General features: G+C 56.9%; 10 protein-coding genes and 1 pseudogene. 8 read left to right on the top strand and 3 right to left on the bottom strand.

What is annotated here, in order from left to right; translation table 11 throughout:
* From P3T20_RS17380 to P3T20_RS17370, 3 genes are all read left to right on the top strand, one after another.
* Window positions 1–629: tetratricopeptide repeat protein (locus P3T20_RS17380; RefSeq protein ID WP_429287441.1), on the top strand; the 629-nt coding region annotated here is incomplete at its 5' end.
* Between the two features lie 352 nt (window positions 630–981).
* Window positions 982–4,347: a VPA1262 family protein gene (locus P3T20_RS17375; protein ID WP_074266818.1), complete on the top strand. Its 3,366-nt coding sequence runs from the start codon at window positions 982–984 to the stop codon at window positions 4,345–4,347.
* Between the two features lie 110 nt (window positions 4,348–4,457).
* A complete protein-coding gene (locus P3T20_RS17370; protein WP_074266819.1) occupies window positions 4,458–6,506 on the top strand; it encodes a hypothetical protein in 2,049 nt (682 codons plus the stop codon).
* A 63-nt stretch (window positions 6,507–6,569) separates the two neighbouring features.
* Here the strand turns inward: P3T20_RS17370 and P3T20_RS17365 are convergent, their stop codons facing one another.
* Window positions 6,570–7,673, bottom strand: a complete 1,104-nt coding sequence (locus P3T20_RS17365; RefSeq protein WP_074266820.1) for a hypothetical protein — start codon at window positions 7,671–7,673, stop codon at window positions 6,570–6,572.
* 479 nt (window positions 7,674–8,152) lie between these two features.
* Here P3T20_RS17365 and P3T20_RS17360 point away from each other — a divergent pair.
* Window positions 8,153–8,620: pseudogene (locus tag P3T20_RS17360) on the top strand (tyrosine-type recombinase/integrase); the annotation flags it as partial.
* Complete coding sequence (locus P3T20_RS17355; protein WP_429287462.1) at window positions 8,509–8,958, top strand: tyrosine-type recombinase/integrase; 450 nt, start codon at window positions 8,509–8,511, stop codon at window positions 8,956–8,958. The pseudogene P3T20_RS17360 and the gene P3T20_RS17355, both read left to right, overlap by 112 nt.
* A 476-nt stretch (window positions 8,959–9,434) precedes the next feature.
* Here the strand turns inward: P3T20_RS17355 and P3T20_RS17350 are convergent, their stop codons facing one another.
* Together P3T20_RS17350 and P3T20_RS17345 are read right to left on the bottom strand one after the other, a co-directional pair.
* Complete coding sequence (locus P3T20_RS17350; protein ID WP_074266822.1) at window positions 9,435–10,370, bottom strand: electron transfer flavoprotein subunit alpha/FixB family protein; 936 nt, start codon at window positions 10,368–10,370, stop codon at window positions 9,435–9,437.
* 13 nt (window positions 10,371–10,383) lie between these two features.
* Window positions 10,384–11,133 carry an electron transfer flavoprotein subunit beta/FixA family protein gene (locus P3T20_RS17345; RefSeq protein WP_074266823.1) on the bottom strand — a complete coding sequence of 250 codons (750 nt, stop codon included), beginning with the start codon at window positions 11,131–11,133 and terminating at the stop codon, window positions 10,384–10,386.
* Window positions 11,134–11,504: 371 nt separating this feature from the next.
* On the opposite strand from P3T20_RS17345, the gene P3T20_RS17340 reads away from it, so the two are divergent.
* The 3 genes from P3T20_RS17340 to P3T20_RS17330 all read left to right on the top strand — a co-directional run bounded on the left by P3T20_RS17340 (window position 11,505) and on the right by P3T20_RS17330 (window position 13,457).
* Complete coding sequence (locus P3T20_RS17340; protein ID WP_254368946.1) at window positions 11,505–11,951, top strand: thiamine pyrophosphate-binding protein; 447 nt, start codon at window positions 11,505–11,507, stop codon at window positions 11,949–11,951.
* Between the two features lie 8 nt (window positions 11,952–11,959).
* A complete protein-coding gene (locus tag P3T20_RS17335; protein WP_074266825.1) occupies window positions 11,960–12,565 on the top strand; it encodes a thiamine pyrophosphate-dependent enzyme in 606 nt (201 codons plus the stop codon).
* A gap of 127 nt (window positions 12,566–12,692) precedes the next feature.
* Entirely contained in the window at window positions 12,693–13,457 is a 765-nt protein-coding gene (locus tag P3T20_RS17330; protein ID WP_074266826.1) for a helix-turn-helix domain-containing protein, read from the top strand.
* Window positions 13,458–13,473: the final 16 nt, after the last annotated feature.

Here is a 13,473-nt window from a genome sequence, read left to right as displayed (position 1 = left end):
CCCTGCTCGTTGCCGAGCAGGTCAGTGTTCTACGTGGGTCAATATTCGATGCAAATTACTGCGCGGGGTGGGTCAGGATTCCGTGCAAATCAACAGGTACTGCACAAAGCGATCGCGATGCCGTCACGTGGTACCGAAAGGCCGCCCAGCAGGGCAATCCGGATGCACAGATTAACTTGGGGTTCATGTACCAGGAAGGGCGGGGCGTTGACCAAAGTTCGACCGAGGCGATCAAGTGGTTACAGACGGCCGCCGATCAGGGCGATTCGACCGGTATGCTTAACTTGGGGGTCATGTACAAAAAGGGCCTGGGCGTCACAAAGAGCTATGACGAGGCGATCAAGTGGTTCCAGAAGGCTGCCGATCAGGGTGATCCACAGGGCCAAGTTGAACTAGGTTTGATGTACGAAAACGGTCTTGGCACCCTCAAGAACGGCGCAGAGGCGGTCAGGTGGTTCCAAAAGGCGGCAGAGCAGGGCTATCTAGTGGCGCAACTCAAGTTGGCTTGGATCTACGATTACGGCTTGGGCGTTCCCAAGAATGAAACCGAAGCGGCCAAGTGGTATCGCAAAGCCGCCGATCAGGGGGATGAGGGCGCTAAAGAGGCACTGCAGAAACTTGGTCACTAGGTCATTGGGCTTACGGACCTGCCCTCGCCGAACCGCCCGAAACTGAACGAAGCCGACACCTGAGTATCACCTCCACGACACCAACGAACGACTCTTCATGGCGGTAGACGGCCGCGTCCGGCGGAGGTAGCAGTTGCGTTTGGCTAAACGCAAACGTGACGCTCGGAGCTGAACGATGTAATGTGTCGCTGGCTGTTGCATACACATACCGAGCCATAACGAAATGGTAGCTGATGCTATTGCAACAGCGGGCCAACCAACGCGTGTCGGGCCCAATTTTCCCGTCAGCAGTTCAGGCCAGCTCCCATGTCTGCAGCTCGTGCAAGCCGGACCGCGTAAGGGGACAATAAGAATGCACAAAGATAATCGTAAGGAGCCGACGGCTCCGGTACTTGATGACCTCCTCCATGATGGCCGTTTGGCGCGGTTGCTCTGGAAGGACGGCCGCCACTGCGCGTTGCAACTGTGGATTTTGCAGATCAAGGCCGCACAATCGATTGAAAATCGCATCGTCTACGGCCGCCTGCTTCCCTACAGCCATTCCGACGGCCATTGGTACTCCAGCTACGACGATAACTTCTACACCTTCGAGCAAGCCCAAGCGCGGATTATCCGGCTCAACCTTTACATCAAAAGCGACCGCTGCGCGGACCTTCTACGGCTACTCAGCGCCGGCCGGACCGTCTCGGCAATCAGCGAAGAACTAGCGCTCGGGCTCTCTGACCAGTTGAAGGCGCGGTTCGGTGCGACTGCGCTTGCCGCAGACGGCGTGGTGTACCGCCCTGTGGCTTACCTGCTCAACCGCGACGCGCAAGACCGGCACTCACCTTCCAGCCCTCATGGCGGAGCAGGGGCTTTCAGCGCCTCGATCACCCAGACCGACAAAGAGGCATTTTTCCGCGTAGGTCAGGACTACGACGTCGCCCTAGCCGCGTTGGTGGTCAAGCACCTCAACGAAGATACAGGTCTGGACTTCGGTGGCGTCGACACCATCCGGTTCGGCGACCTCGAGCTACTGGTCTTTCCTGCGCTAGACGATTTAGAGCGCCCCTTGCTGACCACGAGTTGGACCGACGCCCCGCGCGCCCTGGTCGCCCGCTTCAATCCAATGCAATTGCCACATTTCAGTGGCTTCCAGTTCCGCTTAAGCATCGAGAATGGAGGTCAAGTCGTCTATTCAGCCATCACCACAGGAGAGTGCGATCGGGACGGCGTGTTCGAATGCAAGTTCGAGTTAAGCGACCAGTTACGCGCAAGGACCGACAGCACTGAACTGGAGATTTTCGGTTTTCGCGACAACAATTCCCGTGAAGGCATTCTGTGTTGCCGTTGGCGGGTTTGGTATGTTCGCGAGTTCCGCCTTCAGGGGCATGTGGTGGGCAGGGGCGTCAGCCCGGTCAAGTTTGACTGGCTGGAAAATACCGCAAGGCCGTCCGCATCCGCTCGGGTGAAGGCCGCTCTTACGATCAATCGCGGCAATATGGGATTCACCAACCTAATCGGCGAACGTGAAGCAGATCCTTGGGTCCCGGCCAACCGTGAACTCGCATCTCTTTTCGCGCGGCTCCATCCGACGAAGTCCCAAGGGCAGTTCTTTCTAAGCCGGAGCCAACTCGACGGCGAAGGACGACTGCAATTCGTAGAGTGGTTTAGGGCGCTGCTCGCCGAGTATCAGCAACACCAAGTGGCTGTCTTCGATCCTTATTTCGGTGACGCGGGCTTGGGTTTGATGATGCTTTGCGCGGCACCGCAGGCAGACTACATCGTCTTCACGTCCCTGCCCAAGCCGGTCAGGGAGGATAAACCCATGCGGCGCAAATCCGACAAGCTCCCACAGGAACGCATTAATAACCTGTTGGCGAACTGCGAGCACAACCGCCACCTGCTGAAACGCTTCAAGTTGCACATCTACGGCCTGAAGGAAGGTCGGCTACATGACCGTTACATCCTGATCATCGGACCAGACGGGCTACCGGTGGCGGGCTTTAACCTGTCCAATTCGTTTCAGAAGGCCGCAGAAAGCTTTCCGTTGCTCGTCACTCCAATCCCCGCAGATATCCTGCTCAAGGTCGCGCAATACAAGTCCGGGCTGGTACAAGAGGCGAAGGCCGCACCGTCCAATGGCGGGGCCGAGAATCCCTCCATGCGGCTTCTCTTCGACTCCAGTGCGTCGCCAGCGCCACGGCGACTCTACGAGACACTACGCTTCCTCGATAAGGCAAACGCAGGCGATGTGTTGAGCATATGGGCCGATGAGCCATCGCTCCAAGGCTTGAGCGGCGATCCGTTGAAGAAGAAAATGGCGGCGGCAGGCCTGCTCAAAGACGGCTCACTCGCCCTGCCCGAGACGGCGAGCCTGCGCAATTACCTCGTGCAGCAGGCGGGCGACTTTGCGGCCTTCACCGGGGCCTGGGAGGTGCTTGGCGAGATACTCGCAAATTCACGATCCGGAGACCGTCGGTTTAGAGAATTCGGATCACAGCATGATTTTCTGAGTTTCTTGGCACGCTTTCTCGATGCGTCATTCAACCGTACACACGACGAGAAGGACAAGGAATGGGTCGTGGTAGACGCCCGTATGTTTCAGGAACCGCTCGAAGCCCTGCTGCATACCTCTTATCAACCACAACTTTTGTTCCACGCGACAAAATACGCGGCTCTCACTTGGTCGGAGTACTTCGCCGTCAAGTTTCTTTGGTGGTATGTCCCAGACACCCTTCTGGCAATCGCGGAAGCCCAGATGACCAACTTGCCAGCGGAGCCACAGACCGCCGACGCGGTCCGGTTGTCTCTGTTGAGCCAGATTGTCAGCGACATTTCGCTCTCAGTGCAATTCGACATCAGTGACGCGCAACGGAACCGGCTCGTACACAGCGGCAGCGGTCTTCTACAATGGATGGGCTTGAACGCGATTGAACGGCAGTTGGAAAATCCGGGAGGCCTCGCTGCCGCACTGCGGTCGATGGACGCATTCGCATATACGGAGCGAATTCGCGCACTGGGCTGGATGATTAATCATGCGCAACGGAATCCAAAGAAAGCCGAGATATACACCGGCTTGGTAACAGCGCTTCACGAGGCACTGCCAGCGAAAATCCAGGCCGAAGACTTAAAGCACCTGGTCAACTCCACACGCGGTCATATGCGACAACTTGCCTGGTCTGAGCCATGGTTGTTCCGGGATGTAGTCTTTCCGTTGTTACAGAGCGACCGCGCCAGCATCGACGATGCCTGCGAAATCTGGATGCAGGAGCTGTCCCTCATGCTGGAACCGGAGTTAAAAAACCAGCCTAGGCTCTTTGACCGAGCCCGCGAGGGCCAGACGACCAATATCGCCGCTTTCCTCTTCGCGTATAGCAGCCCCGAGCGACAGCACGTCAGCCTGCAGTCTATGCAGGCGATCTTAAAGCGTCAGCGGAGGATCGTACAACAACCCCTTGCCAGCACCTCGAACTGGGCCCAGTGGGATGGCGCGCTAGTGGTCTCGATGTGGATTCTCACCTTTGCCGCTTGGGGGCAGTACTACCTACGCCAGCGCGGCACGACCGATCGCGAGCTCGAGGAACTGTCGTGGGACGCACGCGAGCTCGCGATAGTCAGGCCGATCAGCGAATGGCGATCGACGCTTGCCGGCAAGCAGGGCGAACTCGCCGCGTTCCTCGACCAAGTGGCGGAGCTCCTAGCCTCAAGCGACAAGTCAAAAAGCAAACTTGAATAGTCGGTTTAGCGGTGGCCCATACCATCGATGCTGTTGCACTTGGCTGATCTGTGCCAGCCTCCAGATTGGCTCTATGTGATCAATAATTCTTGGGACGTTCCGATACGGCGATGATTACCGAACAAGATATTGCTGCCTTCATCAACTGCGTTGATGAGGCCAAAAAGATTGACCCTTTGCAACCGAATGGTGAATCTCAGCAGGAGATTTGGACCCGTGTACACGAGACGATTTGCATTCCGGAAGGTCGTCCTGCGGGGGATATGAGAGCGCTTGGGCGAACCCTGTTTCGCCGAGCGCAACTTGAGCCCCAGCTTGGCATTTATGCTGCTCCGTCGCGCCACTTTATGCACGGTACTTCGAACGGTGAGAAGCTTCGGGATTTTTCAGAGGTGGATAAATGGTGTGAAGCAATCCGGTACCTCGACCTTCTCCAGAAATTATCCGGCCATAGGTTTGATCCTTCCAGCACTCTCGGGATGGAGCGCGACTTGGCAGTCACTGATGCTGTCGCGAGACTGAAAGGCGAAGGGTATCGGTTCTTCGCGAAGGATGAGAGGATCAACTTCGAAGAGGGGGAGCTGGAGCGTTGCGCATCTGACATTTTTGACGCGTTTCGTGAGGTTGATGGCTTTCGGATCTCGTACTTGGTGCTTAAACATCTTCAGGCCAACAAACGTTTCAAAGGCGGGCGCTACCTGACGGGAAGAATTTCCAGGTCAACAACCGAGAGGAATCCACAGCCCGCACCTCCGTTGGGATATTTGCTGAACCTCGCCGCGGCGAACCTGTCCGCCGAACGCGTCACGGGTTTTTCCGAGGAATCCGTTCGAAAAATATTGCAGAGGGCGACGGATATAGTCGCTGTGCTTGATGTCGAGACGTATACGACATATGCCCACATGGCTACCTCTCATGACCGATTGCCTATCTACCTTCAGGAACTGCTGATAGCCGATCACGTATTGGCATTTCGCCAGATTCATCCCGCCGATGCTACCGAAATGATGATCGGTCTATTCGACTGGGTCGACAACGAGGATATGCGCTCGAAGATCGGGTGGGCCATCGACGATTTGCAGGCGTTGATGCAATGGCTATTTGACTATGTTCCAGCTGAGACGATAAATGCAACTCTTAGTCGCGAGACGTTTGCGAAGGCCGGAATTCACGAGGATCGGTTGGGACGACTGCTGGCAGACGTTTCGCATGATCCGTCGACAGTGAATAAAGCTTATCGCACTCCACTTGACGCCACGAAGGCCGACGTAGGCATGAAGCCGTTGTTCGCGACTAACGACGGGCGGTATTTCCTGTTTTCGCCATCGCTGAGTTCAGTGGGCTTCTATGAGATTGCTGCAGCGAAGTTGCGAAGCGTATTTGGATCGCATGTAGATCAGGATATCGGGAACGCGATTGAACCAATGGTCGCAGGTATGTTTCGAACCCGAGGGATCGAGCCAGCAATCGTGTCGTGTAAATACGATATGCGGGGAACGGCGGGCGAGTGCGATATCGTGGTTGAAACAGATCAGGCGGTGATTCTCATTGAGCTGAAGAAGAAGTCGATGACGCGGGCAGCGCTGGCAGGGGATTCGTATAGCGGATTTGTCGATCTCTTTGGCGGAGTGCTCAGCGCCCAGGAACAACTTGGGCAACACGAAGTATTGCTGCGAGAGTTTGGACATATCAAATTCGTCGATGGTCGACAGATTGACCTTCATGGTCGTCGAGTTGAGCGGTTGGCCGTAACGCTTCTAGACTGGGGCGGTACGCAGGATGGCATGGTGCTTAGAGCTATCATGCCGACGTTGATAGGCGCATCACTTAACTATTCGGCGGCTACCGCTAAGCAATCGGATCAGCTCGCGAAATTAAACAGCACATTGGGTGCTCTTGGTACGCAGCACACTAAACTTCTGTCTCTTGGATACGAGCCACGAGACATGCTAACGAACTGGTGGTTCATGAGTGTCCCGCAGCTTATGGCGCTATTGAGGGGTGTAAATGATGCGAACGGGTTCTATGGCGCCTTAAGACGCGTCGGTTCCATCACAACCGGCTCTCTGGATTTCTATCAGGAGCTCGAGTGGCGGGTTGCACTGGAGCATAATGTACAGACCTCTGATGACTCAGGATCATCACCAGTGTCGAGATGACACTCGGTGTTGCATACGGATGCACGGCCTTCGCAGCGTTGCCATTGTCAATTAGCCATCCGGTTATAGTTTGCCGGATGGCGTACCGATGACGAGTCGACTTCTTCCCATCCCGCTCCCGCCTAGCGCTAAGTCCATATCGATTGGGAGTGGTCGCGTGGCGTGAAGATTCCTATAGAACTGAAATGTCCACCCGATCTCGTTAGTCGACTTGAATGCTTCAAAAATTAGAACGCCTGATATGTGCTTCCAGCGCTGAAAGTTTGCATCAAGTCCCTGTCGGTAAACCTCGAATGCGTCGGGAAGGTCTGTCACGTTGACTACCATTAGGTATGGGCGCGTAAGGGTCCCCTGGAACCTTCGTGCCTTTTTCTTTGCCGAATTCAGATAGCCTGTGAACGGCGCCGCGTAGCACACCTTCACGCGCGGCGGCGCTTCGGTACTGTCAGGGCCGGCTAACGTCAACGAAATTGTAAAAAGCGACACCATATCTGACGGCCACCATGACGGCTGAATCTCGACCTCGCCTGCTTTAAGGACTTCGTGAACTGGCCGCGTTGTTGCTTTGGCCGCTAGCAGCCAAGCATTCGGTTCTTCAATTGTTTGATCGATTGTGATCTCCCTCGAGGCGTCGAGCAGACGTGCCTCCGTAGCGGTGTCGAGCAGCTTCGAAACGTGAACGACAAGATCGAATTTTCCTATTGTCGAATTAATGCTTTGCGCGATCCTCTGCGCTTGAATCCGCAGCGATGTATGGACGTCTTTTGCCTCGGACTTTGTGACTTCCACCTCAATGTTCGTTTCGCTCCAAATCAGGTCAAAGTCTTGCGTTTTCTCGTGTGTTCGGTCGACAGGTGTTAAGCTCGCAGCGCCGCGACTCAACAACAACGCAGCCGCTTCCAGTTCAACAAAATCGTCCGAATTGAAGTCCGATTGCTTGGAGAAGGGTTTCGAAAATCGGGCCAAAAACGGATGCGTATATTGCTGCTCGCCTAGTATCGCAAGAGGTAGACCCCAACTGACCGCAGACGCAGCATCTATGGTGCTCGTACCGGATATGTCGACCGAATTTACCGTGAGAAATATCTCCAATGCGTCGAGACAACGACGTGCTGCCTGATCACTCTCTAAATAAGGAGGAACGGAAAGCTTATCGCGGAGCGTCATACTGGCAACCTTGGATATCGACTGGTCGGATCATTCGATGAACATAGCACGCGCACAGGTCTTCGTGTGGCAACGGTGCTTTCGCGTGGCCGTTTCTTCTGTTTAAACCCCTAGTAGTTGTCGCTGCATCGAGCATGACCATTCTAGGTGCGATTTTGTCAAAGTTATTCGCTTTGCACACATAATTCAGCTATTGATAAAATACATTATCAATATAATCGCCGCGCGCTTTTAATTCGCCAACTTTGGCGTATTCACCCAAAGACTGATTTCATTATATCCCGGTTAATCGCGTGCGGCGCAACCTGCCGGGAGAATCCGTGTCAACCAGAATCATTTCCACCCGCGACAATGCCTCTCGAGCACTCACCGCCGCCGAATTCCTCAAGTTATCGAATGTTCCTCCAGAGATCGAATGGTCCGCCAACATCGACGCGCCACAGACCCGCCGTGCTTATCGGATCGACCTACGCGATTTCATGGGTTTCGTGGGGATCGTACAGCCGGAGGAGTTTCGCACCGTCACGCGTGCGCACGTCCTCGCCTGGCGCAAACACCTCGAAGCTCGTCAGTTGTCCGGCGCGACAATCAGGAGAAAGCTGGCGGCATTATCGTCGCTCTTCGATTACCTGTGCGAACGCAATGCCGTTTTGCTGAATCCCGTCGCTAGCGTCAAGCGGCCCAAGGGTAACAGCAACGAGGGCAAGACACCTGCCATGGGAGATCACCAGGCCCGCGCCCTGCTCCATGCGCCTGACGCCGATACGCTGAAGGGCAAGCGCGACCGCGCCATGCTCGCCGTGCTGCTGTACCACGGTCTGCGCCGCGAAGAGCTATGTTTGCTCAAGGTCCGCGACATCCACCAGCGGCGCGGCGTGCTGCACCTGAGGGTGCATGGGAAGGGAAGCAAGATTCGCCACTTGCCGCTGCATCCAGCGAGTGCAGAACGGCTACACGCCTTCTTGAGATGGCGGGACATGGAAAGGAGGCGGACGCACCGCTGTTTCAGCCGCTGCGTGGAAGGGGCGCCGGAAGCGGCAAGGCGATCACCGGAGATGGGGTCTACAAGTGCGTGCGGGACTACGCGCGGCGTGCGGGGATCGCTGTTGACGGTCTCAGCGTACACGGCCTGCGCGCCACGGCGGCGACAAACGCACTGGAGCACCAGGCCGAGATCACCAAAGTCCAGTTTTGGTTAGGCCACGCGAATATCTCAACGACCCGTCTTTATGATCGCCGCCAGCAGCGCCCCGAAGAATCTCCAACCTATAAAGTGGAGTACTAATCAATACACCACAATAGACGACTGGCCGAACCAGAATGGATCACCGCGCGTCATTGCTATCGATCGTTGCATGTCGACCCGCAACGGTCTTCCATCAATTCGGATCCACCGGCTGCTTGAACTTGCTGAGCGGACGCTCGTCGCCGGGCAATAGGCGTCAAGCACGGTATTGGATCAAGCAAGGCGTGAGCGTCGCGTTGGCCGCCGAGATAATTCTTGCGAGGCTTTCCTCGCTATCCGAATAGCATTGTCGAAGCTGTTGTCGGTGGCAACGTGTCGGTTATCGACGCTCACCAGCCAATTGTCACCACTGCAACACCAGCGAATTCGCCTCTCTTCAAGGAGCAGAGCGAACCATCGCCAAATGGAAGCATCTTCGGCGTTAGCGACCAAGGCCGCCACCGCCCTAATGTGCCTCATATCGTTCAGATTACTCACCTGTCACCTCATCGACCTTGATCATCCTCGCAGCACAATCAAGACAGCATGGCCTCGAACTCCGGCACTGCCGTGAACAGATCGCCCACCAGACCGTAGTCGGCGACGCTGAAAATCGGCGCTTCCGGGTCCTTGTTGATCGCCACGATGACCTTCGAGTCCTTCATGCCGGCCAGATGCTGGATCGCACCCGAGATGCCCACGGCGACGTACAGTTGCGGCGCGACGATCTTGCCCGTCTGGCCCACCTGATAGTCGTTCGGCACAAAGCCGGCGTCCACTGCGGCACGCGAGGCACCTAGTGCCGCGTTCAGCTTGTCCGCCAGCGGCTCGAGCACCTTCGTATAGTTCTCGCCACTGCCCAGACCCCGGCCACCGGAAACGATGATCGACGCCGACGTCAGCTCTGGACGGTCCAGCTTCGTGACTTCACGGCTCACGAACTGCGACAGGCCGCTGTCGGCTGCGGCTTCGATCTTCTCGACCGTTGCGCTGCCGCCTTCTGCTGCTACCGGGTCGAAGCCGGTGGAACGCACCGTGATGACCTTGACCGGATCGCTCGACTGCACCGTTGCGATTGCATTACCTGCGTAGATGGGACGCTCGAACGTGTCGGCGGAATCCACGGCGGTGATATCGCTGATCTGTGCGACGTCGAGCTTCGCTGCGATACGCGGGGCGATGTTCTTGCCGTACGCGGTAGCGGGCGCGAGGATATGCGAGTAGTCCTTCGCAATGTTGAGCACCGTCGCTTCGACGTTTTCCGCGAGGCCCGCTTCGAGTTGCGGCGCATCGGCCAGCAACACCTTGGCGACACCTGCGACCTTCGCTGCAGCGTCCGCCGCGCCTTGCGCGTTGTGACCTGCGATCAGCACGTGTACGTCGCCGCCAATCTTGGCTGCCGCTGCCACCGTGTTCAGCGTCGCAGCCTTCAGCGACGCGTTGTCGTGTTCCCCAATTACCAGAATCGTCATTTCGTCCGTCTCCTCACAGCACCTTGGCTTCGGTCTTGAGCTTCTCGACCAGCGTCTTCACATCGGCGACCTTCACGCCAGCGGAGCGCTTCGGCGGCTCGACGACTTTCAGCGTCTTCAGGCGCGGGGTCACGTCAACACCGAGGTCTTCCGGCTTGAGCGTCTCCAGCGGCTTCTTCTTCGCCTTCATGATGTTCGGCAGCGTGACGTAACGCGGCTCGTTCAGGCGCAGATCCGTGGTGACCACAGCCGGCAGCGTCAGCGACAGGGTTTCCGCACCGCCATCCACTTCGCGCGATACCGTTGCCTTGCCATCAGCCACGACAACCTTCGATGCAAATGTCGCCTGCGGCAACCCTGCCAAGGCAGCCAGCATCTGACCAGTCTGGTTCGAATCGTCGTCGATGGCCTGCTTGCCGAGAATGATCAGCGATGGCTGTTCCTTGTCGACCAGCGCCTTGAGCAGCTTGGCGACAGCCAGCGGCTGCAGTTCTTCCGACGACTCGATCAGGATCGCGCGGTCCGCGCCGATCGCGAGCGCCGTGCGCAACGTTTCCTGCGCCTGCGTCACGCCCGCCGACACGGCGATCACTTCAGTCGCCACGCCCGCTTCCCGCAGACGCACCGCCTCTTCCACGGCGATCTCATCGAACGGATTCATCGACATCTTTACATTCGCAATGTCGACGCCCGTGCCGTCCGACTTCACCCGGACTTTCACGTTGTAATCGATCACTCTCTTGACTGGCACAACGATTTTCATGGTTCCTTCTCCGATCAGCTTGCACGCTAGTGTGAGCAATCAAACCAACGGTTGGAATTCGGCATTGTGGAACACCGCATTTCAGACCCTCGAATACCAGACACCCGGCAGCACGGAAATTCTGTACGACCGATCCATCCCGGCCGATCCGTTAACCCCAGCCTAATCGCGTCTTCCGCAATCAGTAATTGAGCAGCGACTTTTGCTGATGCACGCTATCACTCATCAAAGCACGGCAATCAATCAGCCTTGCTTGGCGCGACGGCTATCCGTTTTCATTCAACTTATCAATACTCGTCACCATGTCAGTCAACTGGCCGGAAACAATCTTCGAGCACTTCAAAGCCGCTGATGTGCGGCAAGTGGCATACGTGCCCGATGCGGGGCACAAACGTCTTATCGAACTCTGCGAGGCAGACGCCGAAATTCACGCGGTTTCCCTGACCACCGAAGAAGAAGGCGTGGCCATGATGGGTGGCGCATGGGTCGGCGGCCAGCGCGGCGTATTGCTGCTGCAGTCGAGCGGCGTGGGCAACTGCATCAACATGCTTTCACTGCAACATGAGTGCCGCATGCCCATCGTGATGCTGGTGACGATGCGCGGCGAATGGGGAGAATTCAATCCCTGGCAGGTCGCCATGGGCAAATCCACCCAGGAAGCCCTCGAATCGGCAGGCGTCTATGTCTACCGCGCGGATGATGCAGCCGAAGTCCCTGAAACGGTGCGTGCCGCGTTGAATTTTGGGTACAACACCTCCCGGATGGTTGCTGTTCTGATCGGACAGCGCGTGATCGGCACCAAAAACTTTAACAAGTGAGTACTAAAATGACTCAGCAGACGACGCCCCTGAACCGTCGACTGACGGTTAAGCGGATTCTCCGCGATCGCCAGCAGGACATTCTGGCAGTAACCAGCCTTGGCAACCCCACCTTCGATGTGGCCGCTGCCGGCGACACGGCTCAAAATTTCTACCTGTGGGGTGCAATGGGCGGAGCCGTCACCTTCGGCCTCGGCATTGCGCTTGCACAGCCTGAAAAACGCGTCATCGTGTTTGTCGGCGACGGCGAAATGATGATGGGACTTGGATCGCTAGCAACGGTGGGCGTCGATAAGCCCGCCAATCTATCGATTGTCGTGATCGATAACGAGCACTACGCGGAAACGGGAATGCAGCTGGCCCATGCAGGCCGCGGTGTGGACATCACGGCAATCGCACGCGCGGCTGGCTTCGAAAAGGCGGCGACAATCTACGCCGAAAGCGAACTCGAAGAATGTGTCGATGTGATTCTCAATGCTACCGGTCCAGTGCTCGCCACGGTGAAGGTCGGAACGGATCCCGAACCTACCTCCCTGCCGCCTCGCGACGGTCCTTATCTGCGCAGCCGCTTCCGCGAAGCGTTGCTTGGCGCCAAGGCCCACGCGAGCCAATAAGCGGACGGCTGGAAAGTCCCAACGTCATGGCGGTGGCGCGGCAACGGCCGCCCACCGCCTCACTGCATCAAGACCGATTTCACGCCCTGTACAATCGCGATCATTGTGACTTCACACTGATCCCTCTATGCCCACCAAGGCTGATTCCGATATGTTGGTGGAAGTCGTTCGACAGTTGGACCGGCAGCCCGAGATGCTCGAGCGCGTCTTTGACTGCTTTCCAGACGTGCTGTACTACATCAAGGACGCACAGGCACGCTACCTGTCCGTCAATCAAACGCTCATCGCTCGAAGCGGGCTGGCGCGCGACGACGTGATCGGCAAGACAGCCGATCAGCTATTTCCGGTGACCGGCGCCAGTACCAATGCGCAAGATCTGAACATTATCGAAACCCGGTCGCCCATCGTAGACCGGCTGCGGCTCTATTCCTCCGGATTGGGTCATCGATACTGGTGCCTGAGTTCGAAGTTTCCTGTGCTCGCCGAAGACGGACTGGCCATTGGACTGATCGGCATATCGCGAGATCTGCCTCGCCCTGATGAACGTCATCACGGCTACCGCCGCCTGCTCGCATATCTGGACTATCTGGAACGGAACCTTGGACAGAACATCCTGGTTACCGAGGCGGCGGAGCAAGTCTCCATATCTGTCGACACGCTGGAACGTCTAACCCGCGAAGTGTTTCATCTGACGCCCAAGCAACTGCTGATGAAATTGCGGATCGACCACGCATGCAAGCTGCTGGAAACGACTGACAACAGCATTACGGAAATCGCGACCGAATGCGGCTACGCGGACCATAGCGCGTTCACGCGTCAATTCAAATCTGCCACGCACCTCACGCCCCGACAGTACCGAAATGCACGAGGGCGTGGTCTGCATCCTCACTAATGCTTCGCCTGCCGGG

Source organism: Paraburkholderia sp. GAS206C (assembly GCF_050435645.1).
Taxonomy (GTDB): domain Bacteria; phylum Pseudomonadota; class Gammaproteobacteria; order Burkholderiales; family Burkholderiaceae; genus Paraburkholderia; species Paraburkholderia phenazinium_B.
This window is presented reverse-complemented; position numbering and strand designations above follow the sequence as displayed.

Coding starts and splice junctions, on each gene's coding strand:
- P3T20_RS17375 (WP_074266818.1), top strand. CDS start 982: ATGCACAAAGATAATCGTAAGGAGCCGACGGCTCCGGTACTTGATGAC.
- P3T20_RS17370 (WP_074266819.1), top strand. CDS start 4,458: ATGATTACCGAACAAGATATTGCTGCCTTCATCAACTGCGTTGATGAG.
- P3T20_RS17365 (WP_074266820.1), bottom strand. CDS start 7,673: ATGACGCTCCGCGATAAGCTTTCCGTTCCTCCTTATTTAGAGAGTGAT.
- P3T20_RS17355 (WP_429287462.1), top strand. CDS start 8,509: ATGTTTGCTCAAGGTCCGCGACATCCACCAGCGGCGCGGCGTGCTGCA.
- P3T20_RS17350 (WP_074266822.1), bottom strand. CDS start 10,370: ATGACGATTCTGGTAATTGGGGAACACGACAACGCGTCGCTGAAGGCT.
- P3T20_RS17345 (WP_074266823.1), bottom strand. CDS start 11,133: ATGAAAATCGTTGTGCCAGTCAAGAGAGTGATCGATTACAACGTGAAA.
- P3T20_RS17335 (WP_074266825.1), top strand. CDS start 11,960: ATGACTCAGCAGACGACGCCCCTGAACCGTCGACTGACGGTTAAGCGG.
- P3T20_RS17330 (WP_074266826.1), top strand. CDS start 12,693: ATGCCCACCAAGGCTGATTCCGATATGTTGGTGGAAGTCGTTCGACAG.